Source organism: Spiroplasma sp. NBRC 100390, from assembly GCF_001886495.1.
Lineage (GTDB): Bacteria > Bacillota_I > Bacilli_A > Mycoplasmatales > Mycoplasmataceae > Spiroplasma.
Map to the genome: position 1 here is coordinate 930,129 of NZ_CP018022.1, position 24,137 is coordinate 954,265.

25 protein-coding genes are annotated in these 24,137 nt (G+C 28.5%); 7 read left to right on the forward strand and 18 right to left on the reverse strand.

Annotated elements, in window-relative coordinates:
- Positions 1–7: 7 nt before the first annotated feature.
- The 6 genes from S100390_RS04110 to hpt all read right to left on the reverse strand — a co-directional run bounded on the left by S100390_RS04110 (position 8) and on the right by hpt (position 3,811).
- Positions 8–727 (reverse strand): RsmE family RNA methyltransferase, encoded by a 720-nt coding sequence (locus S100390_RS04110; RefSeq protein ID WP_070407021.1) that lies wholly within the window; start codon positions 725–727, stop codon positions 8–10.
- The gene (gene coaE / locus S100390_RS04115; RefSeq protein WP_070407022.1) at positions 727–1,302 is read right to left on the reverse strand and encodes a dephospho-CoA kinase; all 576 of its coding nucleotides are present in this window, start codon (positions 1,300–1,302) and stop codon (positions 727–729) included. Before coaE ends, S100390_RS04110 begins: the two co-directional genes overlap by 1 nt.
- A gap of 38 nt (positions 1,303–1,340) precedes the next feature.
- The gene (locus S100390_RS04120) at positions 1,341–2,027 is read right to left on the reverse strand and encodes an SGNH/GDSL hydrolase family protein (RefSeq protein WP_070407023.1); all 687 of its coding nucleotides are present in this window, start codon (positions 2,025–2,027) and stop codon (positions 1,341–1,343) included.
- Positions 2,028–2,076: 49 nt separating this feature from the next.
- Entirely contained in the window at positions 2,077–2,430 is a 354-nt protein-coding gene (locus S100390_RS04125) for a hypothetical protein (protein WP_070407024.1), read from the reverse strand.
- Between the two features lie 99 nt (positions 2,431–2,529).
- A complete protein-coding gene (locus tag S100390_RS04130; protein WP_070407025.1) occupies positions 2,530–3,180 on the reverse strand; it encodes an ECF transporter S component in 651 nt (216 codons plus the stop codon).
- A gap of 43 nt (positions 3,181–3,223) precedes the next feature.
- Complete coding sequence (gene hpt / locus S100390_RS04135; RefSeq protein WP_070407026.1) at positions 3,224–3,811, reverse strand: hypoxanthine phosphoribosyltransferase; 588 nt, start codon at positions 3,809–3,811, stop codon at positions 3,224–3,226.
- A gap of 111 nt (positions 3,812–3,922) precedes the next feature.
- Between hpt and S100390_RS05635 the strand changes: the two genes are divergently transcribed.
- A complete protein-coding gene (locus S100390_RS05635) occupies positions 3,923–4,117 on the forward strand; it encodes a R3H domain-containing nucleic acid-binding protein (RefSeq protein ID WP_257784773.1) in 195 nt (64 codons plus the stop codon).
- A gap of 44 nt (positions 4,118–4,161) precedes the next feature.
- Here S100390_RS05635 and S100390_RS04145 read toward each other — a convergent pair whose 3' ends face one another.
- Positions 4,162–4,698 (reverse strand): hypothetical protein, encoded by a 537-nt coding sequence (locus S100390_RS04145; RefSeq protein ID WP_070407027.1) that lies wholly within the window; start codon positions 4,696–4,698, stop codon positions 4,162–4,164.
- Positions 4,699–4,928: 230 nt separating this feature from the next.
- Complete coding sequence (locus S100390_RS05610) at positions 4,929–5,072, reverse strand: hypothetical protein (protein WP_231918036.1); 144 nt, start codon at positions 5,070–5,072, stop codon at positions 4,929–4,931.
- 237 nt (positions 5,073–5,309) lie between these two features.
- Here S100390_RS05610 and S100390_RS04150 point away from each other — a divergent pair, with 237 nt between their 5' ends.
- The 4 genes from S100390_RS04150 (at position 5,310) to glpK (ending at position 9,244) form a co-directional block, all read left to right on the forward strand.
- Positions 5,310–5,612, forward strand: coding sequence for a hypothetical protein (locus S100390_RS04150; protein WP_070407028.1), 303 nt, complete (start codon positions 5,310–5,312; stop codon positions 5,610–5,612).
- A 139-nt stretch (positions 5,613–5,751) separates the two neighbouring features.
- Complete coding sequence (locus tag S100390_RS04155; RefSeq protein ID WP_070407029.1) at positions 5,752–6,501, forward strand: MIP/aquaporin family protein; 750 nt, start codon at positions 5,752–5,754, stop codon at positions 6,499–6,501.
- 31 nt (positions 6,502–6,532) lie between these two features.
- Positions 6,533–7,714, forward strand: coding sequence for a type 2 glycerol-3-phosphate oxidase (gene glpO / locus S100390_RS04160; RefSeq protein ID WP_070407030.1), 1,182 nt, complete (start codon positions 6,533–6,535; stop codon positions 7,712–7,714).
- Positions 7,715–7,732: 18 nt separating this feature from the next.
- Positions 7,733–9,244: a glycerol kinase GlpK gene (glpK, locus tag S100390_RS04165; protein WP_070407031.1), complete on the forward strand. Its 1,512-nt coding sequence runs from the start codon at positions 7,733–7,735 to the stop codon at positions 9,242–9,244.
- A gap of 16 nt (positions 9,245–9,260) precedes the next feature.
- Here the strand turns inward: glpK and eno are convergent, their stop codons facing one another.
- Positions 9,261–10,637: a phosphopyruvate hydratase gene (gene eno / locus S100390_RS04170; RefSeq protein ID WP_070407032.1), complete on the reverse strand. Its 1,377-nt coding sequence runs from the start codon at positions 10,635–10,637 to the stop codon at positions 9,261–9,263.
- A 183-nt stretch (positions 10,638–10,820) separates the two neighbouring features.
- Here eno and trpS point away from each other — a divergent pair, with 183 nt between their 5' ends.
- Positions 10,821–11,843: a tryptophan--tRNA ligase gene (gene trpS, locus S100390_RS04175; RefSeq protein ID WP_070407033.1), complete on the forward strand. Its 1,023-nt coding sequence runs from the start codon at positions 10,821–10,823 to the stop codon at positions 11,841–11,843.
- A gap of 16 nt (positions 11,844–11,859) precedes the next feature.
- Here the strand turns inward: trpS and S100390_RS04180 are convergent, their stop codons facing one another.
- From S100390_RS04180 to S100390_RS04210, 7 genes are all read right to left on the reverse strand, one after another.
- On the reverse strand, positions 11,860–12,735 hold the full coding sequence (locus S100390_RS04180) for a lipoprotein (protein ID WP_070407034.1): 876 nt from the start codon (positions 12,733–12,735) through the stop codon (positions 11,860–11,862).
- Between the two features lie 79 nt (positions 12,736–12,814).
- Positions 12,815–13,636 carry an aldo/keto reductase gene (locus S100390_RS04185; RefSeq protein WP_070407035.1) on the reverse strand — a complete coding sequence of 274 codons (822 nt, stop codon included), beginning with the start codon at positions 13,634–13,636 and terminating at the stop codon, positions 12,815–12,817.
- Between the two features lie 139 nt (positions 13,637–13,775).
- Entirely contained in the window at positions 13,776–15,731 is a 1,956-nt protein-coding gene (locus S100390_RS04190) for a hypothetical protein (protein ID WP_070407036.1), read from the reverse strand.
- 327 nt (positions 15,732–16,058) lie between these two features.
- Positions 16,059–17,123: an alanine racemase gene (locus S100390_RS04195; protein WP_070407037.1), complete on the reverse strand. Its 1,065-nt coding sequence runs from the start codon at positions 17,121–17,123 to the stop codon at positions 16,059–16,061.
- A 23-nt stretch (positions 17,124–17,146) separates the two neighbouring features.
- Positions 17,147–18,316, reverse strand: coding sequence for a DNA recombination protein RmuC (gene rmuC, locus S100390_RS04200; protein ID WP_070407038.1), 1,170 nt, complete (start codon positions 18,314–18,316; stop codon positions 17,147–17,149).
- Between the two features lie 106 nt (positions 18,317–18,422).
- A complete protein-coding gene (locus tag S100390_RS04205) occupies positions 18,423–19,574 on the reverse strand; it encodes a Vmc-like lipoprotein signal peptide domain-containing protein (protein WP_070407039.1) in 1,152 nt (383 codons plus the stop codon).
- A 96-nt stretch (positions 19,575–19,670) separates the two neighbouring features.
- Positions 19,671–20,390, reverse strand: coding sequence for a hypothetical protein (locus S100390_RS04210; RefSeq protein WP_070407040.1), 720 nt, complete (start codon positions 20,388–20,390; stop codon positions 19,671–19,673).
- A 246-nt stretch (positions 20,391–20,636) separates the two neighbouring features.
- On the opposite strand from S100390_RS04210, the gene S100390_RS04215 reads away from it, so the two are divergent.
- Positions 20,637–21,770, forward strand: a complete 1,134-nt coding sequence (locus tag S100390_RS04215) for a phosphatase PAP2 family protein (protein ID WP_070407041.1) — start codon at positions 20,637–20,639, stop codon at positions 21,768–21,770.
- A 52-nt stretch (positions 21,771–21,822) separates the two neighbouring features.
- Here the strand turns inward: S100390_RS04215 and S100390_RS04220 are convergent, their stop codons facing one another.
- A complete protein-coding gene (locus S100390_RS04220) occupies positions 21,823–23,010 on the reverse strand; it encodes an acetate kinase (RefSeq protein WP_070407042.1) in 1,188 nt (395 codons plus the stop codon).
- Between the two features lie 32 nt (positions 23,011–23,042).
- Positions 23,043–24,011 carry a phosphate acetyltransferase gene (gene pta / locus S100390_RS04225; RefSeq protein WP_070407043.1) on the reverse strand — a complete coding sequence of 323 codons (969 nt, stop codon included), beginning with the start codon at positions 24,009–24,011 and terminating at the stop codon, positions 23,043–23,045.
- Between the last annotated feature and the right edge of the window lie 126 nt (positions 24,012–24,137).

The window sequence follows — 24,137 nt, forward strand, 5'->3', positions numbered from 1 at the left end:
CCTTCTCCTATAACTCTTTTTCATACATAATCATTGTTAAAATAGCCAATGGCGCTGTCTCTGCCCGTAAAATTCGTTGCCCCAATGAAACTGAATGATAACCATACGTTGTTAAAACCGCAATTTCTTCTTCGCTAAACCCACCTTCTGGTCCAACTACAATCGTAATTGTTGTAAAATCTTGGTGTAAAAAGTTTTTTAATTGTGAATTTGGTGCAGCTTTTTCATAACAAACAAGATTTACATCACTTTGATATTTTTGTAAAACTTTTAAATCACTTTCAACATCTTTTATTAACGGAATCTGATTTCGATATGCTTGTTCACTAGCTTCTTTACAAATTTTTGTTCAACGTTCAATTTTTTTAACGTTATTTTCACCTTTTAATTGTACCACACAACGTTTAAACTGAAAGGGAATGATTTCATTAACCCCTAATTCAGTAGCTTTTTGCAGTAAATAATCTCATTTTGTATTTCGAATTAAACCAGCAATTAAACGAATCTTAATTGGACTTTCATGATTTTGTTTCAATTTTTTTGTTAATTTAAACAAATAATTCTGTGGCGAAACAACTTTAATTGTTGTTAAATAATGTTCAGCATTATAAATACAAATAATTTGTTCATTATCTCTTAAACGTAAAACTTGTTTAATTTGTTTAACATCATCAGCTGTTAAAACAAAATAATCATGGTCTAATGTAGTTGCAAAAAAACGATGCATTATTGTTTATCTCCTAATATTTCTTTCATTATTTTATCTAATTGGTCATATAAAAATTGTAATGATTCAGTGGTTTCAATTTGATAATCTGGTTTAATATCTTTAAATAAATTCTTTTGAATTTTTAATAATTGTTTTGTTTGTCCTGCTGGTTGCTGATCACGAACCGCAATCCGTGCTAAAATGGTTTCCTCCCTAGCAGTAATTAAAATCTTAGCTTTAAAAGTTACAGGTAAAATATTAATTCCCACCGCTTCAATTAAAAAATTTTGCAATGGATTATCATTAATTATTGTTAATATCTTGTCGCTTACTTTTGGCCACAAATAATTATTTAACTTAGTATTAGCTGTTTGATTAGTAAAAATAATTGTTCGTAAATAAGAACGATCTAAAACCTCATTTTTAACAACTCCTGGAAAAGTTTTGTTTAAGAACATTAAAGTTGTTTTTTCTTGCATAATTTCTTTGGCGATTTGATCAGCATTTAAATATGTTAAATGATATTTATTTTGGAGATATTCACAAGCGCTAGTTTTTCCAGTTCCAATATAACCATAAATGCCAATAATCATTCTTATTTATTCCTTTCAAAATGTTTGACAAATATAGATTAATTTACTGCTAACAAATTGTCAGTAACAATAATATCAAAAATGGCTTGTGCTACCGCTAAAGTTTCCGCTGGCGTATAATGAATCCCATCATATTTTGTTTGATCTTCTAAATGCGGATTAGCAGTTAATTGTAAATTAACAATAGGAATCTTTAAATTAGCAAAATGTTCTTGATAAGCCCCTGGTAATGAAGTTAATAATTCACCATCATGCATCGTTAATGCTTTTGGTGGACAAACAACTAATACTTTATAATTAATTTCTTCATGATTATCATGATGAAAATTTTTCATTTGATTAATTAATTGTCCTAATGAACTAACAATCTTTTCTTCAATTGGATAGTCTGGTATTTCTTTTAATTTTGCATATGCATCATAACCAAAATAATCGTTTGTTCCTAAAAAAATAATAAACAAATCAAACGGACTTGCTTTTTGATATAACGCTAATAAATTGTCCATCCCATTATCTTGTGGAAATCCAAAATCAATTAATGGTTTAATAATTGTTCGCCCTGGTTGGGCATCAGTTTGAATTTCAATTTCTGTTGTTTGATAATGTTGAGTTAATAAATTTGTTAATTTTGCTGGTCAATTATCTGTTTCTGACATTTTACCAATGCCCATTGGTAAATAACCAAATGTTAATGAATCCCCTAAAATTGCAATTTTTTTCTTCATTGAAACCACTCTCTCCTCTATACCATTATTTTATCTTACTTATAATTAATTATGCTTTAATTTTTAAAACTTTTTGAAAAAAGGAAATAATTCATGCTAAGCCAAATAAACTTCGTAATGCATTATTTAAATCCTGATAGACTCGCAAATATTGGACTAATGTATAAATTAAAAATATTAGCGCAATAATGATAGAACAAAAAATTCATAATAACATCACAACCATAATATTTACTCACTCAGTCTTATTGTTTTCTAGTTGATCAGAAAATTCATCTGTAGTGTGAAATCGAGCTAAAAAATAGCCTAGTGGCCATAATAAAAGATATCAAAAATATAACAGTGGTGATAACAAAAAAAATAAAATTACTTTTAAAAAAATAAGTCCTGCCGGTTGTTTCACTATTTATCGCTTCTTTCTTATTATTAATTTTATAATGTTCTTAGTAAGAATACAATACAGATTATTTTTTTAAAAGTAATTTTTTTAATAAGATTAAAATTATAAATAAAGTTTTCGTAAAGCATAAGCCACCGGCGGAAAAATTGCAACCGCTAATGCCATCTCGGGTAAGTAATTTGTTGCTAAAATAAGCCAAGTAAAAGTTTTAAAAATAGCTTGTTGATCAGGATTAGTATAAATTAAGGGACCAATAAAATACATAAAAACTAAAACAAAAATAGTATTTAAGGTTGCTGTTGTAAAAGCAATAATTACATTATAAATTTTTAAATAGTGGCGTTGATATCATGTTAATTCAGTAACTTGGTTCGCATAAATTTTTGCTTCAATTTTATCCGAAATCTTTGTTAAAAAATAAGCTAAAAGGCCAACACAAAGTCCCATTAAAACCCGCGGAACAACAGAAAATAACGGATTAATAAAAATAAAAGCTGTTATTCCTGGTGAAATAAATGTTTGGACTAACGAAGACAAACCAAAAACAAGACCATAAATCAAACCTGATCAAATTAAATTTAGATTCATTGTGACATATAAAGCATACATTCCAATTAAAAATAAAATGTGCATTAAAGTCAGATTAACTGGACCAACTGCAATATATCCCAATGAAGGAACTAATGCAAACAATAAAAAAATGGCAATAATAATACTATTAATTGTAATCATTCTTGTTGTAATTTTTTTCATTTATGCCTCCAATAATAATTTCACACTTACTATTATTGTTTAATTATTTTTTTGTTCCTCATTGTCATGTTTTTAATTTTTCCGGATCAGCAATTGCAATATATGGTAAATTTCGTAAACGATCTTCATAATCTAATCCAAAGCCAATTAAGAACGCATGAGGAACATCAAAGCCATATCAATCAGCAACTAAATCCACTTCCCGTCCCGCTTTTTTATCTAATAAAGTAACAACTTTAACACTACGAGCTCCTTTTAAATATAAATATTCTTTAATCATTTTAACTGTTTTACCACTATCAATAATATCTTCTACTAACAAAATATCACGGTTTGTGACTGGAATTGGTAAATCTAGTAAAATTTGTGGAACACTATTACTTTTGACCCCACCAAAATATGATGAAACAACCATATATTCAGTTTCACATTCTACCCCAACTAAATGGGAAATAAATTTTGCCATAAAAGGAATACAACCTTTTAATAACCCTAAACATAAAATAGTATTATCTTGAACTGGATATTCATTAAGATAATAACTACTAATTTCTTGTCCTAATTCTAAGCATCTTTGTTCAATTTCCTCTGCAGTAATTAAAACTTCTTTTACCAGTGGATGTAATTTCATTTTTTTGCCTCACTTAATATTAATAAGTTAATTATAATATAATCAAGTCCTAATTAAAAGGTCCTTAGTTTTAAAATTAAATTTATTATTATTTTTAATTATGATAAATTAGTGTTATTTGAAGGTTTACAAAATGCTATTAATAAAGTTTTGACATCAAAAAAAGAACAGATTTTACCTGTTATGAATAGAGAACACCAGAAATTAGTCCATAAAAATGTTTTAAAGTTTCCGGAGGTAGTTTCAAAATCAATTGGTGCGGAAAACAATCGGGAAATTGTTCTTAAATATAATTATAAGAAATAGGGACTATCTTAACCAAGAGCAAGGCTTATTTTTATGCTTTAAAATTAACTAATATTTTTATTAATTTTTACTTTAGGTTCATAATTATTAGCTTCCGTTTTTGCAGATATGATACCAAATATTGAACCAATTAATAGTAAACTACTGCTAAAACCAAAAAATATGAATAGCATTACTAGAACAAAAATCATTAATTCATCACTAATACTAGCCGTTTTGATAAAGATTAAAGGCAGAAAAGAAACACACAATAAAAGTAGACCACTGCCAATACCGAAAAAATAACCTAATCTTTGTGTAGCTGATTTTCTTGAATTAATTAATATTATTCCAATAAGGATTATTACAATAAAAAACAACGAAAAAACAGTTAAAATAATTCCGACGTTTTGAATTGAAGTTAAACTAGCATGTAAACTATTTTGAATTCACCGAAATAAGCTACCAGAAAATTTTTCAATTTTGCTATTAATAAATCTTTTAATTAATATTAACAAAGTTGCAATAATAAGAAAATGTAGTAATGTTATCATTAATAAATAAATACTTAAATTTGAAATTGTCTTTGAAAATCTGTTCATCCGATACTCTCTCCTTTATTATTTTCATAGTGATTTTAATAATGTAAATTGTAAATGCAAATGCAACAAATTTATTGATTAAATAATAACATATTTTATATAAAACAAAAAATGTTATTTATTCAGAAAACACTTATATCTTAGATTTCAACTTCAATGAAAATCTTTGTATCTATTAATTATTGTTAAAAATTTATCTAAATTTTTCTTATTAACTATTAACATAACTACTATTTTATGTGTTTTTTGTGATTAACCACATTATTTTCTTGTAATTCTTTATCAATTAAATGTTTTTGATAATCAATTTTTTGAACACTTAATTTTTTGAACATTCTTGTATATCCGCGATTAGATCATCATCCCTTATTCATTTATAATACATGATTAGTATAATTTCTAATTGTACTATTGTGTTTGATTTCTTCCATCTCTTTTCTCTTATTTTTTTCAATATATAAATACTTATGCTCTTTTATATAATCATCAATTTTAGTTAAGTTAATAAATAAGAAAATATTATTATATTTTTCTAATAATTTTTCCAAAAAAAAAAAAAAAAAACTTGGTTAAAATAAAGGTAGTAACAAACTTAATAGGAGAATTCTAAAATGAAAATTGAAATTTATCACAAAATTATTGATTGCTTAGAAAGCATTCGCATGCATTTAAAATTAAGTCAATTAAAATTTGCAGCATATTTTTCCTTTACACGGGAAGGATACCGTCTTGCTATTGCAAAAGATACTAATAAAAATAAAACTTATGTTAAAATTGATTTAATCCATATTCTAACAACAATCTTATACAATTTAGAAAATTATGATATATGAAAGAAAAAATCTTCTTTAATTATTAAGGAAATTACATCTTGTTTTACCAAATATTACCAAAAATTAATTACTTTCCAGTAATTTGCTAAAAATTATTAGCAAGTTATCGATAATTCTTTTATTTAAATTAATTGTAGAAAGGGGGAATTTATTATTAACTTAAAACATAATAAAATCTGATTGAAACATCACACTTTACAAATTTGAAAGGAAAATAAATATGACAAATACTCAATTATTTTTTCAACATTTTGGTTTAGAACTGTTTGGAACAATGCTCCTAATTATTTTGGGAAATGGTGTTGTTGCTAACATTTTATTAAAAAAAACAAAAGGAAATGGACAAGGTTTTTTTGCAATTACCGCTGGATGAGGTTTTGCGGTACTGGTTGGGGCAATGGCTAGTAGCGCTTTAAAGGGCGTTGCCCATTTAAACCCCGCCGTAACATTTGCAATGGTTGTTCAACAAACTTGATTTATTAACAATGGCTGATTTTTATTACCAGCCTTATTATTAGGACAAGTTGCTGGTGCTTTAATTGGCCAAATTATTGTTAATATCTTTTATTGAAAACATATCAAAGATACCGTTAGTGATAACCCCGATTTTGTTCTTGCAATACATGCAACTGGACCAACTTATCGTCCTGCCTTCTTTAACTTTTTTGCTGAATTTATTGGAACATTTGTGTTAGTTGCTGCAATTTTAGCAATTGGTAAATATCAGACATTTAGTTTAGGGTCATGAGGACCATTATTTGTTGGTTTAACAGTTTTTGGAATTGGAATATCATTAGGTGGAACAACCGGTTATGCAATTAACCCTGTTCGAGACTTAATTCCACGAATTGTTCATTTTGTCTTACCATTAAAAAATAAAGGACACTCGGATTGGAGTTATAGTTGAATTCCAGTTGTAGCACCAACATGTGCTGGACTTGCTACTGGTGGAATCTTCTTACTATTTTAATCAATTTAATAGAAAGGATATTATAAATATCATGGAAAAAAAATCTAGTTATGATGTTTGTATTATTGGTGGTGGCGTTATTGGCGCGGCAATTAGTCGTGAATTAAGTCGTTATCAATTAACAACCATTACAATTGAAAAAAATAAAAAAGTAGCAATGGAAACCTCCGCTGGAAATTCTGGCGTTATTCATGGAGGTTTTGATCCAACGCCAGGGAAATTAACAGCAAAATTAAATGTCGAGGGACATCACCTTTATCAAACAATTTTTAAGGAACTTACTATTCCCCACCAACAAGTTAATTCACTTGTTATTGCGTTTAATGATGAAGAACAAAAACACTTAGAAATGCTATATCAACGTGGAATTACAAACAATGTTGATCCAAAGCATTTACGTCTTATTAATCAAGCAGAAGTTCATACCTTAGAACCAAATCTAAGTCCTGAAATTCAAGGAGCATTATTATGTACTTCTTCATATGTTGTTGACCCCGTAGTCTTAACACAAAGTCTTTTTTCAAATAGTATTAAAAATAATCAACATTTACGGTTAGATCACCTGGTAACAAATATTCAGTACCACTCTGATCAGAAACACTTTAAAATTACAACTTTGCATCAAGAACAAGAAGTTACTTATTTTGCAAAATATTTAATTAATGCTGCTGGTCATTACTGTGATATTCTTGCTGCAAAAGCTGGTTATCCTGATTATGAATTAGTTACTAAGCGTGGAGAATATCGTGTTTTAGAAAAAAGTGAGGGCAACTTAGTAAAAAATATTATTTTTATGGTCCCAACAATTCATGGCAAAGGTGTTATTGTTGCCCCAATGTTAGATGGCCATCTCTTAGTTGGCCCAACTGCGGAAGACAATATTCCAAAGGCAGAAACGCGCCTTGTAACACCAGCAATGTATGAAAAAATTGGTCAAATTGGAACTAAAATTATTCCAAACCTTAAAATGGAAAAAACATGTCAAACTTTTGCGGGATCACGCCCAATTGAACCTCTATCCAAAGATTTTTATTTAAAACCAGCACATAACAATCCAAAATTTATTAATGTCGCTGGAACAAAATCACCTGGATTAAGTAGTGCTCCCGCGATTGCCAAATATATTTGTCATTTACTAACAGCTGCTGGCTGTGAATTAATCACAAACCCGCATTTTGATCCTATCCAAACTGAAATTATTCCAACAATTTAACGAAAGGAAACGTTTATAATGTCAAAATATATTATAAGTTTAGATGAAGGAACAACAAGTTGTCGTACGCTTGTTATTAATTATAAAGGTGAAATTGTCGCAAGTGATGCATTAGAATTTAGTCAAATTTTCCCAAAAGCTGGTTGAGTTGAACATGATGCTGTTGAAATTTGAAACTCACAACGAACAACATTAGTACAATCAGTTAATAAAGCAAAAATTAAACCCGAAGATATTGTCGGGATTGGAATTACTAACCAACGTGAAACAGTTGTAATGTGAGATAAACGCTCTGGTTTACCAATTTATAATGCTATTGTCTGACAAGATCGCCGTACTACCAAATATTGCGATGAATTAATTGCCCAAGGAAAAAGTGAATTAGTTCAAACAAAAACAGGTTTAATTATTAACCCCTATTTTTCGGCGACAAAAATAAAATGAATTTTAGATAATGTTGAAGGTGCGCGCCAATTGGCAAACGATAATAACTTACTATTTGGGACAATTGATACTTGATTAATTTATCGTTTAACAGGTGGTAAAACACATGTTACCGATTCAACGAACGCTAGTCGAACAATGCTATTTAATATTCATACTAAAGAATGAGATGAAGAATTATTGAACTTAATGGATATTCCAAAAGGAATTTTACCAACAGTAAAATCTTCTTCCGAAGTTTATGGTCATACTTTTCCAGGATTATTAAGTAAAGATACTGACATTCAGATTCCAATTGCTAGTGCCATTGGTGATCAACAAGCAGCCTTGTTTGGACAACTTTGCTTAGAACCAGGAGAAGTTAAAAATACCTATGGAACCGGATGTTTTATTTTAATGAACACTGGACAAACCCCAATTAAATCAAATAACGGTTTATTAACAACAATTGCGCTTGATTATAAAGGAACAACAACTTATGCCTTAGAAGGTTCTGTCTTTGTGGCGGGAGCTGCTGTGCAATGACTACGTGATCAAATTAAGATTATTTATCATGCCAGTGAAACTGATTGATACACAAATCTTGTTAACGATGACCAACAAGTCTATGTTGTTCCTTCCTTTACTGGATTGGGATCGCCATACTGGGATTCTTATTCACGAGGAGCAATCTTTGGTTTAGAACGCGGAACAAAACGTGAACACTTAGTAAAAGCAACATTAGAATCATTAGCTTATCAATCATATGATGTTATTATGGCAATGGCTGAAGATCTGAAAAAACCAATTAAAAGAATTAAGGTTGATGGTGGTGCTAGTCGTAATGAATACTTAATGCAATTCCAAGCTGATATTACGCAAGTGGAAGTAATTCGCCCGAAAAGCATTGAAACAACAGCAATGGGCGCAGCTTTTTTAGCTGGTTTAGCTGTTAATTTCTGAACATCACGTGATGAAATTAAACAAATTCTAATGGTTGATAAAAAATATAATGCTAAGTTAGACCAAACAATTGTTCAAAAATTACTAAAAGGTTGAAAAGTTGCTGTTAATCGAACATTAAATTGACTAAAAGATATTGAATAAAAAAATAACCGTAAGGTTATTTTTTTAAATGTAAAACATGTTTTTTCAAATTATAGAATGTTTTAATTCCATCATATTCAGCAACTGTTCCTAATTCATCTTCAATTGCTAATAAACGATTATATTTTGCAATACGGTCACTTCGTGACATACTTCCCGTTTTAATTTGACCAGTATTTAAAGCAACTGCTAAATCAGCAATTGTTGAATCTTCGGTTTCTCCTGAACGATGTGACACAACTGTTGTTCATCCTGCTTTTTGTGCTAATTGAATTGTATCAATTGTTTCAGTAACTGTTCCAATTTGGTTCAATTTAATTAAAATTGAGTTAGCGGCTTCATTAGCAATTCCTTCCGCCGTAATTTTTGGATTTGTAACAAATAAATCATCTCCAACAATTTGAATTTTGTGTCCCATTGTTTTAACTTGTAACTCAAAACCAGCTCAGTCTGCCTCTGCTAAACCATCTTCGATTGAAATAATTGGATATGTATCAACTAATTTATCAAGATATTTGATTAATTCTTCTGTTGTCATTGCATATTCTTTCCCAGTTACCTTTTCAATTTTTTTAAAGTGGTATTTTTTGTCTTCAAAATACAATTCTGATGATGCACAATCCATTGCAATCATCACACCATCTTCACCCGCTTTATACCCCGCTGCTTTAATTGCTTCAACAATTAAATCTAAGGCAACTTCTGCTGGTGTTTTTGCTTGGAATGATGCTAATGATTGATCTTTATATGCTCAATTAAAATGTGGTGCAAATCCCCCTTCATCACCAACAGCAGTAATATCTCCTTTATCATGTAAGATTTTTTTTAATGTATGGAAAATTTCTGATGCTCATCGTAACGCTTCTTTAAAAGTTGGTGCTCCAACTGGCATAATCATAAATTCTTGGAAATCAATTGCACTATCAGCATGTTCTCCCCCATTAATAATGTTTAACATTGGCACCGGTAGTTTTTTAGCATTAACTCCTCCTAGGTACTTATATAATGGTAATTCAACTTCACAAGCTGCTGCTTTAGCAACCGCCATTGAAACTCCTAACATTGCATTAGCTCCTAAATTCTTTTTAAAATCTGTCCCATCTAAAGCAATCATTGCTTTATCAATTGCAACTTGATCAGTTGCTTCCATTCCAACAAGTTCTTCAGCAATTTTTGTATTAACATTATTGACAGCTTTTAAGACACCTTTCCCTTGGTAACGTCCTTTATCACCATCCCTTAATTCTAATGCTTCACGACTTCCGGTTGAAGCTCCTGATGGTACCATTGCTGAACCATATCCTCCAAATTCTGTTCAAACTTCAACTTGAACAGTTGGATTACCTCGTGAATCAATTACTTCACGAGCATAAATTTTCTCAATTTTTGACATAATTTTGTACTCTCCTTCTAAGTCTATACAGGTATTATATTATTTGTTCAAACAATAGTAAATAAATTACAGAAAAAATTCAAGAAAAAACATCATTTTTCGGTGTTTTTTGATGGCAAAGAGAAAATTATTTGCTATGATATTACTAATATAGTATTAATTTTAGAACAGGACGGAAAAAAGATGGACGGAAAAAAACCAACAATTGTTTCAGGAATTACTGCCACTGGACAATTAACATTAGGAAATTATATTGGCGCAATTAAAAATTTTATTGAACTACAAAAAAATAATAACTTAATTATTTTTGTTGCAAACTTACATGCGATTACAATCCCCATTGGAAAAGAAGAATTACAAAGTAATATTAAAAATATGATTGCGTTATATTATGCTTGTGGATTAGAGCCCAACAATGCAATTATTTATGTCCAATCAGATGTCTTAGAATTAACACAATTAAGTCATATTTTATTATGTAATACCACTGTTGGGGAATTATCACGAATGACTCAATTTAAAGATAAGTCAATTAAAATGAAAGCCGAAAATGGCACGGAATTTATTCCAACTGGTCTATTAACTTATCCAACTTTAATGGCCGCTGATATTTTATTATATGATGCTGACTTAGTTCCGGTTGGAAAAGATCAAAAACAACATATTGAATTAACACGAAACATTGCCGAACGAATGAATAATCGTTACCAACAAGAACTTTTTAAACTCCCTAATGATTTTATTCCCCCAGTTGGTGGTAAAATTATGGATTTACAAAACCCAACTAAAAAAATGAGTAAGTCATCAAATGATCCGAAATCTTTTATTGGACTATTAGATGCACCCGATGTTATTCGTAAAAAAATTCGTTCAGCAATAACTGACTCTGATGGAAAAATTGCTTATGATCCTGAACAAAAACCGGGAGTAAGTAATCTTTTAACAATTTATGCTGTTTTAAAAAACATTACAATTGAATCTACTGTTAAAGAATTAAGTAATTGTGATTATGGACAGTTAAAAGAAGAAGTAGCAACAGCTATTATTACAACCTTAGAGCCAATTCAAACAAAATATCACCAATTAATTAAAGATGACACCATTGACCAATTAATTGATGCTGGCGCAGAAAAAGCCCGTTATCTTGCCAATAAAAAATTAACAAAAGTTAAAAATACAGTTGGTTTAAATTATAAAAGAAAATAAGATACAATAATTATTCTTACCGAATTTCATATTTTAACTTGTTTAATTGTCAACGATAATTATTTTTTTGATCACTAACATTAAAATTAAATTCCCCTTGGTTACCAATTTGTTTAGTATCTAAATTATTAAACTGAAAATTAATTTTATCTGTTAAATAAACAACTAAATCAGAAATATTTTTAATTGTTTTAATATTGCTAATTTTAAAATTATTAGAATCAGTATAAACATTTGTTAACCATCTTGTCATAATTGCTTCGTCAGTTATGTTTTGTGAAAAAATAAAACTTGGATTAGTTTGAATATAATTAATTAAATAATTTGATAAATCTTTATTAATTTCATAATTTCAAAAAACATTACTATTTAAATTAATTGTTAAATAATAAATTATTGTTGTTAAATGCTCTCCTTCAATTGTTGTTTCTTGCATTGTTGTTTCACCCGTTGTATAACTATATGCAGTCGTGTCGCGAATTAAAGGAAACAGTTGAAAATCACGATACAATTGTTCTGGTGCTGGTAACTTTGATGGCATTGTCACAAGATATGTTTTAAATAAAACATTTTGTTTTGGTAATTCAAAAGCTGAAACTGTTTCTGAATTATTAAAGGCATAATTAATAATTGGTGCTAAGGTATGCGCTTCTTTATCTTTATTAAAAGTTGTAAAAATTAAATCATCATTATTATGTTTTACTCAATAATCACCTTCATCGTTAAATGCTTGCAAAGTAAATTGTGATAAAAACTGACTAACATCTGCTTCCATATCGGTATTTCGCGTTGGAACATAATGTTTTACTTCTTGTTGACAACTAATTATTGTTGTAACAGGTGTCACAATCATTGTTATAGTTCCCAATACACTAATTATTTTTTTCATCATATCATTCCTTTTGTTAAGTTATATTGTAAATTATAACAAAAAAATAAAAAAAGATTTTTAAAATTATTGGTTAATAATTTTAAAAATCAACATGATTTGGATCAGGACCCAATCTTTCTTGTGATAATGCAAATAATGTTGTCATATCTTCTTCATCTAACATAAAATCATCTAACTGCGTATTAGCAATCAGACGTTCTTTATGCGTTGATTTTGGAATAACAACAATATTTTGTTGCACTGCTCATTTTAAACAAATTTGTGCCGGGGTTTTTTGATGTTTTTCAGCAATTTTTAGGATTGTTGAATTTGTCGTACATTTTCCTTGCATTAATGTTGCTCATGACTCAACAATAATCCCATTTTGTTGACAAAATTGAACAACAGCAGTATTGTTTAAACCTGGATGTAATTCAATTTGATTAACCATTGGCTTAACTTCACTAATTGCCATTAATTCTTCTAAATGACTAACTTCAAAATTACTCACCCCAATTGCTCGAATTTTTTTTGCCTTATAAGCGGTTTCTAGGGCGCGAAAACATTCATTACGATCAGCAGTTGGCCAATGGACTAAACATAAATCTAGATAATCAGTATCTAATCTTTGTAAAATATTATCAACTTCTTGTAACGCAGCATCATATTTATGATTTGCATTTCAAATTTTACTTGTAATAAAAATTTCACTACGGGGAATCCCACTATCTTTTACTGCCTTTCCAATGATTGCTTCATTGCCATAATACTGCGCTGTGTCAATATGACGATAACCACTCTGTAATGCCGTTAAAATAGTTTGATAAGTTTCGGTTTCATCAGTTAGTTTATAAGTCCCCAAACCAATTAATGGTATTTTAACGCCATTTAAAAGGCTTAATTTTGTTTCAATTAATTTCATTTTTATCTTTTCTCTTTTCCTAGGCCTTTATTATATAAATAAATTATACACTAAATTATTCAAGGATATGAAGGACAGCATTGCCTAAAATATCAAATAAAAAAACAGAACCACTAATAAAGTAGTTCTGTTTTTTTATTTAATTATATAATCTAATACTATTCCCAAGGCTTATTTTACTTTCTAAACTAGCATAAGAAGCTCTTCAATCTAATAAATGAAAAAGAATTAGTTGGAAATAATAATTACCTTTATATCAATAAAAGTTTATCCCAAATTTTTGTTTTGTTCCCATTCAAGCAGAATAGTAATATGTATCAATTTCTTGAATTGTATTTGCTGCTACTTTTTCAATTTCTTGAATTGGTGTTACACCACTAATATTATTGTTATTTGTAATAATATTTTCTAATAAATTATTTTCTGTTTTTAATAAACTATTAAAAGTATGATTTATTTTTGGAATCGTATATTCATATTTTACTTTATCTCTACCTTCATAAGGATAACCATATTTTGTTTTGCCTCAAGATGTAACTGCTTGTGAAGTAACTTTATTAAATTCAATATACTTATAATTTAATGGGTTTATTTTACCAAGGTTAAAGGTAAAAATATCAAATGATTTAATATTATTACTAGCAGTAAAAGATATTGTAACGTCTTCTTTTTTACTATTGAAATAAAGAAATAGTTCTTTTTTCAAATCTCTACTTTTTAAATTTTGCATTAAACTTGAACTTAATTCTTGTGAATCTAAATGATAAATCTCACCAATATTATTAAGAACAAAAGCTCCACCTTTACCATCTTCCACAATATTAACGATTGGAGAATTTAAATTAGTAAATTTATGACTTCTTTCTCCTTTTTGAACATAATTTAAAGTAACACCATTATTTGTTCCAATATAACTATCACCCGCTTGTAAGCGTCCACCTTGTGTGTTTTCATCTAAAACACTAATAACATTTTTAACTTTTTTTCCACCATTAAAATTATCATTATTGTACGTTAAACTTGTTTCTGAAACTGGAATTTGTTGCAAGGCAGTTGCTTCGGGTTGTGGTGTATTATTAAAATTTTGTTGTTCATCTGAATTGTTTGGTGAATCAAATTTTTTATTTTGTGATTGCCCTGAAATATTGTTAGTTACAACCTTAAAATTAAATAAAACTCTTACTGAGCCAAAATATAATTCATTATTATTTGTTGAAACTATCACCTCAGTATGTGAAATGAAAGTAACAAAAAGCGGTAAATTATTTAATAAAGGATTCAACTGATATATTCTTGGCAGAAGTTCTTGTGGAGTAATGGTTCCTAAATCCGTGTTAATAATTATTGAATTTAAATCAATTCTGTTTGGGGTGAAAGTTACGACAATTTCCCCTTCATATTGCGAAAATTTTGGTGCAATAATTGCATCAGAATGACTATAATGTAATAGATAATAATTACCTAAAAAATTACTTCTATTGTGGTTTGATAAATAACGATCAATATTGCTTATAATTGTATCTAACTGATTATCAGGAATTATCCCTAAATTAATACTTGTATGGTCATTAAATAAAGATGAAGTCGGAGTTGAAAAATTTTTAAAAAGCGAGGAACTATCATTGCTTTGTCTTAAATGAACTTGATCAGAACTGCAATAAAATACAGAATTCCCCACTCTAATTTCAACATCACCTTGAGTCTCAAAACTTACTCAAATAAAATTATTTTGATAAAAAGTATTATTTTCCAAGTCTTCTCGCAACACAATTTGCGCTTGATTATCCAATAATCTTGCAATAGCAATATTGTGTCTTCTAGCATTTCTATTTAAGGCAAAAACTCGTTGTAAAATATCTTCTTCACTATTTGTGGAAATTTTTCCTAAATTAGTATTTTTTATTAATTCTGGTAAAAATATGGGGTGATTTTCCCGTTTTATTTTGTGACTTGTTTTAAAATCATTTATTTTTAAAAAATCATCGGTTTTATTTTTGATCTTGGTTTCTCTTTTTCATAAACTAGCAGCAGTTAGAATTGGTAAGGTACTACTTGTAATTGTGGTAACTAATAATAATTGTAAAAGTTTTTTCATTTTATTGGTTGTCCCTTTCTGATATTCTTTTATTAAATTACAAAAAATTATATTTTTACAAATAAAAAATATAAAAATATAAAGTCTATTTTTATAAATGTTCTTTGATACAGGTTATTGATATTTAATATAATTAATATTGTTTAAAATTTATTTATACTATAAAAACAACCTAAACCTTCTTTGATTTAGTAATATTATTTTACCATACATAAGTAAACACAATTAAATTAATTAAGAAATATTGTCCCTTTAATTAACTTGAAAATTGTCGTCCTAAATAATACCTATTTTTTATCCTTTACCTTGTACTAGTTACCTAAACTGTTATGATTCTAAAAATTCTTTTTGAACATAACAACTAGTTCCCAACATTAAATTCGCTAAATACGTTGTTTTAAATTTAATAACGCTACCAACGGTTAATTCCGCATGATAATCAGTAATATCTAAAATAGTATGATCACTTGATTGTCCCAAAATAGTAATACCTTTTTCAAAAGGTGTTAATTCTTCAAAAGGACAATCTTGTCGTCCTAATGCAATGATTGCTTTTACCCGTTCACCAATATCATCAAATTCTTTTATCCGACCAAAAGCATCTAATCCTCGCTCACCAATTGATGCACTTGGTTTTGTTTGTAATTCAATAATTTCAGCTTCTAGTCATAAATTATTTTGTTGTAAAAAAAGAATTGGTTCATCATTTAATCCTAAACCCATTAATAAGGCTGTCCCACTCCGAATTTGATTAATTGCTGGATTCAATTGCGGATTATCCCAAATTGTAATATGGCTTGAGTTACCACAGCTAATAATTGGTAATTTAATATTAAAATGTTGTTCTAATTGTTGTTTTAATTGTACCAATTGATTTAATTTTTGAACGGTGGGAACTGTTGCACCGAAACAAGCAAAATTAGTTCCTAAGCCAGTTAACTTAATATGTGATAACGATAATACCGTTGCAACTGTTTGAAAAATTAATCCTTCATCTCATAATCCTTCTCGAATATCACCAGTTTCAATCATTAAGATTATTTCAAATTTCTTATTAATAACTTGTGCTGCTTGATTTAAAGCCTTAATTGTCACAATTTCAGAAACCAAAGCACAATCAGCATTGTTAACAACCGTTGGAACTTCACTTAACATTGGTAATCGCAACAACATTTTTTTAACTGGCAAATGAGCAAATTGCTGTAAGTTTAAAATTCGAGAATCTGCAATTGTTTTAATTCCACTTTCTATTAATGTTGATACAATTTTTTGTTGGCCTGCCCCTAATTTAACAACGCCAACAAGGTCCAAGTTCCTAGCGGAACATTCTTGCACCATTATCTGACAATTTGTTTTAATACGGGCTAAATTTCATATTAGTTTTGGATACATAGTTTCTATTCTTTCTTTTTATGTTAGTTTTCATCAAGCGGTTGTTCTAATTGTTGGTCATTTAAAATTTTGTTATATTGACTATGAATTTTATGATGAGTAGTATTCAACTGATCAATATTACCATTTAATTTTATAAAGTTTTTTGTAAATTCTTCTCATCGCTCAACTCATCGATCAAATTCACCTTTTATTCGTAATAAATTATTTTTAATAACTTCTAGGTTTTTATTAAAAGCAACTTCACGCATATGTTTTTCGAGCACAAATAAAATAGCCGACAAAGTTGTTGGTGAAGTAACTCATACTTTCTTTCGAAAGGCAAAAGTAATAATTTCTTCTGGAAATTGCCCATAAATAAAAGCAAATAAATCTTCTGAGGGAACAAACATAATTGCACTTGAAATTTCGTTTTCTAAATTAATATATTTTGCAACTTCATTAACACGATCCTTTAAATCCTGTTTAAATAAATTCAAAAATTTATCTTTAATTGTTTTTTCACTAGCTTCTAAATATTTATTATAATTTGTTAACGGAAACTTAGCATCAATCGCAATATTTTCCTTTGCCCCACCAGTTTTAACTAACGCATCAACTAGGGTCCCTGTTGGTAAACGATACTGACGTTCTCACCCTTGGTGCCCTTCACCATACATATCACTCAATACTTTTTCTAACAAATATTCTCCTAAATTACCTCGTTTTTTATTATTTAAAAAAATATCATTTAATGCTTTAACTTTTTCTTCCACTTCTTTTAAAGTTGCTGAGGATTCTTTTAAAACATTTAGATTTGATAAAACATCACTAAACGATCTTGAAATAAATTGACCCTGATTATCTAAGTTATTTTTTAAATCACTGTCTTGCTTTGACAAATTACTTTTAAAACTATTTAAACCCTCATTTAAAATTGCAATATTACGATTAAACTGGCTATCATTGTCTGTTGAAGAGCGTTGAAACTCACTAATTAATTTTAATAACTCCTGTTTTTGTTCTATAAGTTGTGTTTGTAACATTGTTACTTGTTTTTCTAAAATTTCTTTTGATGCTTGAATATCTTTTTGTAATAATGCTGAATCATTATTGGCCATTGTTTTTTTACTTGATTTAAACAAATAAATCCCTAAAAAAACAACTAAAATAAATAAAATAATTCCTAATAAAACATACGAAATTGTTGTCATTATGCTCCCCCTTTAATTTTACAAACGATCATTAATATGTCCTTTTAATTATAAACTGTCTTAACAAAAAAAGAAACTCATTAACACATGCGTTTCTTTTTTTCTTTTAAGAAAAAGTTACATTTAAAGTATACGATGGAATCTTTGTCATCAATGATGCTAATGAATCTGATGCTGCTAAAATTTTTGATCCTGGCTTAGCATTAACCGTTGCCCCAGACTTATCTTCTTTAAAGGTTACTCAAATTTCATCATATCAGATATCTTTATATTGATCTGCAAATTGTTGTCCTAATAATTTTGTCACAAGATCATAACGTAAGTTATCAACTGTTTCTGCACTATAACTTTTATCTAATGTCACATTAATTGTGCTACCACTTGTTGGTTTAGCATCATTGGTATTTAAAAATTTTCGTGGTGTTGAATGAATTGTAAAATTAGCTGTTAATACTGACTTATTAATAACTCCTGCCGCACTTGCTTCAATTTTTAAACTTCCTTCACCATTATTTGTATTAATTGTTAAACTAATTCCATTATTACTCATTGCATCCATCATTACTGCCAGCATTGTACCTTTATATAAAGCGGCAAAACGGTTACGATCACCAACAAATTCCATAATAGCAGCCGTTAAACTTGTTTGTATTGACTCATCGCTCGGTTTGCTTTTATAAGCATTCCATAATTCTTCAGCAATATAAATATCACCAATATTTGTTAAAGGAAATGCTTCTGAAAAGGTAATTGGTTCATTAACAATTGCTATTGCTTCTCCCGTAAAATTTCCACCCGCTTTTGGAGTAATTGTTGAATTATAACTAGTTTGATCAACTTTAACATCAACATCATTAAGCGTAAATTTTGTTCCATTTAAACCATTAACAGCATCTAATACAGTTTGGGCTGGCAAAGTTTTTCCCATTGCAGCATCATATGGCATTGATGTCACTGTAATAATTTTAGTAATATCATTGGTTGGTCATGTTAAATCCATTTTTTTTGTTAAATATGGCTTGTTTGGTGCATCTGGCATGAAACGAATCGTTGCTGTTTTCATTCCTGGTGCTAAATCAACATCTAAATTATCAACATTGTAATTTTCTTGTTTTAATTTTGCTTTAATATTAGAAACTGTTGGAAAAGTTCCGTCCGTTTGCCCACCTTTATTGTTAACATCCTTGCAAGCAACTACAGCCCCCGCAATTGGTGCTGTTAATGCTAAAGAAGTTAAAACTATCATTAATTTTTTCATTTTCTTTATCTCTCCTTTGTTTTCATTTTAATAAATTTAATTATAACTATTAAGTAACATAAATAATAAATCAAGTTTTAATAAAAATATTTCCCTTTATAAAATCAGATTAAGTATTAACATTTGTGGTGGGGTTGTTTCCTTTTTAAAAATAAGTAAACGATAACTTTTAATTATATTGGCAATTAAAAGCGATATAATTATTAATTTCTTTAATAAAAAAATAATTAAATCATTAAATCGATACTTAACAAAAGCATATGACCCTAAAACAATAAAAAACAATGTTAAATCCATCAACGGATTAAAATAAATTAAATCATTAATTTTATATCAATAAACTAAATAAACTCGAAAGATAATCAAAGTAACAAAAAAGGTAATAACAAATAAAGCATAAAAGAAATAAAATGAAATTAAAATTGATTGATAAAACTGATAGTAAAATTTTGTGAATCGATTAAACAAAACTGTTGCAGAAGTATTAACATAAACCTTATATGATAATAATAAAATATTAGCTATTCATAATAATAGTACAATAATATTGATTTTCAAAATATTATCTCATTGCAAAATAATTCGTTTATAATGCTTAAAATTTTGTAAAACTTGAATTAAAATTGCTAAGAAAAATAAAAAAGCACTCGTTATTAAAATAATATAAGTTAAATTTAAGGTCACATTAATAAAAGCCCAATTAGCATAATGACGAATAAAACGAGTTAAAAAAAATGAAATTGCAAAATATAAAATAAATAATATTGAATATATATTAAAAAATGTTTGAAAATACTTTTTAAAATTTGTTTTCATTTTAATCACCTATATAACGTTGCATAGTTAATATTTATTATATCTAACTTTATTTAATTAAAAAACCCTTGTGAACTAATAGTTAAAACCAATTAACAATTATTTTACTTATTAATAATAATGTTCAGAATAATTATACCGTGAAAATTTTTAAAATAAACGAAAAAAATAATTTTTTATGATGCTTTTTTGACATATAATGAAAAAGAATGATAACTTTTTCCTAAAAAAGAATGGAGCCAATATATGCACCAAAAGCAAATAAGTTTTTTTATAAAGAAAAGCGGTATTTTTTGATTTTTTGCCATCCCATTATTAATTATTGTTGTTGTTAGTATTGGTGTTTTAATTGCAACAGGATGATATACTATTGATTATCAAATTGCCAAAGAATTTGCAAAAGGTTTAACAAATGAGTTTGCAAAATATTGAGTCCGTTTTTATGATCAATTAGGAAATACAGAATTAATTGTAGTCGTAATTATTTACCTTGCCATTTTAATTGAAACATGGTTTTTGTTAAAAATTAATCAAAAAAAGATGAAATTTGAAAAATACTATTGAATAACAACTACTTATTATCTTTTTGGTTTAAGCGCCTGAATAATTGGGAATATCGTAAATTTAACATTAATTCCTAGTACTGATGAAGGATTTGGTCCTGGAATTGATTTTATCTTATTTGATAATTACCATTATAAATTAACAAGTGCAATTTTAGTTTTCTTTTATCAAACAATTCTCTTAAGTCTTGGTTTATACTATATTCGTTATTGCTTGGTCAAAAAACAACGATTATTAATTGAACAACATTGATTAAAGGCAGTAAAAGCCTTGAGTTTTTTAATTGTGTCTTATTTTGTCATTGTTATTATGAAGGGGGCAACCCATCGAATTTACTATTATAATGCTATTTTTGGTGATTTAATACAAGAACACCCTCTCTTTTTAGACCACTATTTACAATCATCTTTTCATTATGGTTATAATCTTGGAAATGGATATCTTAATAATATTCCCCCAGAATGACAATATCCATGATGAAAACCAGCATTTTCCTTATTTAATAACCCAAATATGCCAACATTTAAAACACCGTGAGAATATGCTTTTCCTAGTGGCCATATTAATGCAACATACTGCAGTGGTTCAATAATGCTCTTATTTTTAAAAAATAAGAATAATAATAAAATTAATTGAAAAATAAAACTATGCTTTGTCTTATGATTAAGCCATATTTTATCAATGAATTTTGCCCTTATTGTTGAGAGATTTCACTGAATTTCAGACACTGCTTTTACTTTTATTTTCTCAGCGCTCATAATTATTATTATTCATTTTAGCGTTAATAAAATCTTTGCTAAACATCTTATTTTGTAATAAGAAAAAGGGTTTAAAATTTTGTTTAAAATTTTAAACCCTTTTTAATTTTTTATTTATTAATTAAATGATATGTATCTTCACAAATCATCACTTCTTCATTTGTTCGCATTGCATACACTGGACAACTTGCTTGTGGTGTTGAAATTAAATTTTCATTTTCATATGAACTTTGATTTGCTTGTGCTGATAATTCTAAATTTAAAAGTTTAACTTCATTAATTACCAATTGTCGCATATCACTTGAGTTTTCACCAATTCCGGCCGTAAAAACAACTGCATCAAGATTGGTTCCTAAATCATTAGCATAAGCAACAATATACTTTGCAATTCGTTTTGCACTCATTGTTAAAGCTAACTGACTACGGTTATTATCTTTGCTACTTTTAAAAACATCGCGTAAATCTGAAGATACCCCTGAAATTCCTAATAAACCAGATTTTTTATTTAACGTATTAGTAATGTCATCTAATGTAGTACCAGTTTGGTTGGCAATAAACTGATGAATTGAAGGGTCAATATCCCCACTACGTGTTCCCATAATTAACCCCTCTAATGGTGTTAATCCCATTGAAGTATTGAAACTTTTTCCATTTTTAACCGCACAAACAGAAGCCCCATTCCCTAAATGACAAATAATTGTATTAAGGTTAGCAGCAGGTTTTTGTAAAACCTCTCCTAAACGTTTTGTAATGTAACGATATGAAATTCCATGAAAACCATAACGACGAACTTGATGTTCAGTATATCATTCGTATGGCACTGAATATAAGTAGTTTTCCTCTGGAATTGTGGTATGAAACGATGTATCAAAAACAGCCACATTTGGCACTGAAACAATATTACGGAACGCTTCAATTGCCGCAATTGCAGGTGGATTATGCAATGGTGCTAAAGTAACCATTCGTTTAATTTCACCAAACACCTCGTCAGTAATAACTGTTGATTGTGTAAACTTTTCCCCGCCATGAACAATACGGTGTCCAATTCCTTGAATATCAGCAAAATCTTGAATAATCTTATGCTCTTTTAACTTAGCAATTAAAACCTTTGCTGTTGCACTATGGTCTGGTAAATCTTCATTTGTTTGAAACTCTTGGCCATTAAATTTAATTGTAAAAATTCCATCAATATTAATTCGTTCTGCTAAACCTTTACAAATTACTTCATAATTATTATCAATTACTTTATACAGTTGGAATTTCATTGAACTACTTCCAGCATTTATTACTAAAATCATACTATTTTTTCTCCTTCACTTAATTATTTTTATTATTTATGCACACATAAATATGCTGTAACAAGAACAGTATTATAAATATCATTAATTGTTGCTCCCCGTGATAAATCATTAACCGGACGATCTAATCCAATCACAATTGGACCAACTGCTTCAAATCCCCCTAAGCGTTGTACAATTTTATATCCAATATTCCCAGCATCTAAATTTGGAAAAACAAAAATATCGACTGGAGCTGTTAAAGCTGATGTTGGTGCTTTCTTATTACGAATCGCATCATCTCATGCAGCATCAAATTGAAATTCACCATCAATCCGACAATCTTTTAATTCTTTTCCTTTTAAAATTTCATATGCTTCACGAACTTTATCAACAGAAGTTCCACGCCCTGATCCTTTTGTTGAAAATGATAATAAAGCCATTTGTGGCTTTTTAAATTCAAAGACTTGACTTGCTTCATATCCTAAATAAGCAATATCTGCTAGTTCTTCCGCTGTTGGGTCAATATTTAATGCACAGTCAGTAAAAATATAACGTTCATCATTACGAACCATTAAAAAGAATGATGAAACTAATTTAACCCCTGGTTTTGCTTTAATAATTCGTAACGCTGGGCCAATAATATCTTTAGTATCATAAGTAATTCCACCAACCATACCATCAGCTAAACCTTTTTTAACTCATAATACGGCTAAATAATTACATTCACCAACTAACCGTCTTGCTTCAGCAATTGAAACTTTTCCTTTTCGTAAATCAACTAAATATTCAGCTAGTTCTGATATATTTTGTTCTTCGGCAACTAAAACTTCTGCCTGATAATCAGCAATAGCTGTTGGGACTTCCGCACGAGTTTTAAAAATAAGAACTGGTGTAATGTTTGTTCCAATTAAACGTTTTGCAACTTCTTGAATTCGTTCTGAATTTCCTTCCGGAAAAATGATTTTAATTCTTTTTGAAAATTCATTAATTTTTTTAAGTGTATTTTCTAATACATTCATTTTTAACCCTCTTTCTCATTAAATCTTTACCAAATAATTATATTACTTTTTTTAATGATTTTAGAAAAAGTGTGCGATTAATTGGCAATTATAAAATAATTTTTGGTATTTTAATTAAATTTTTGC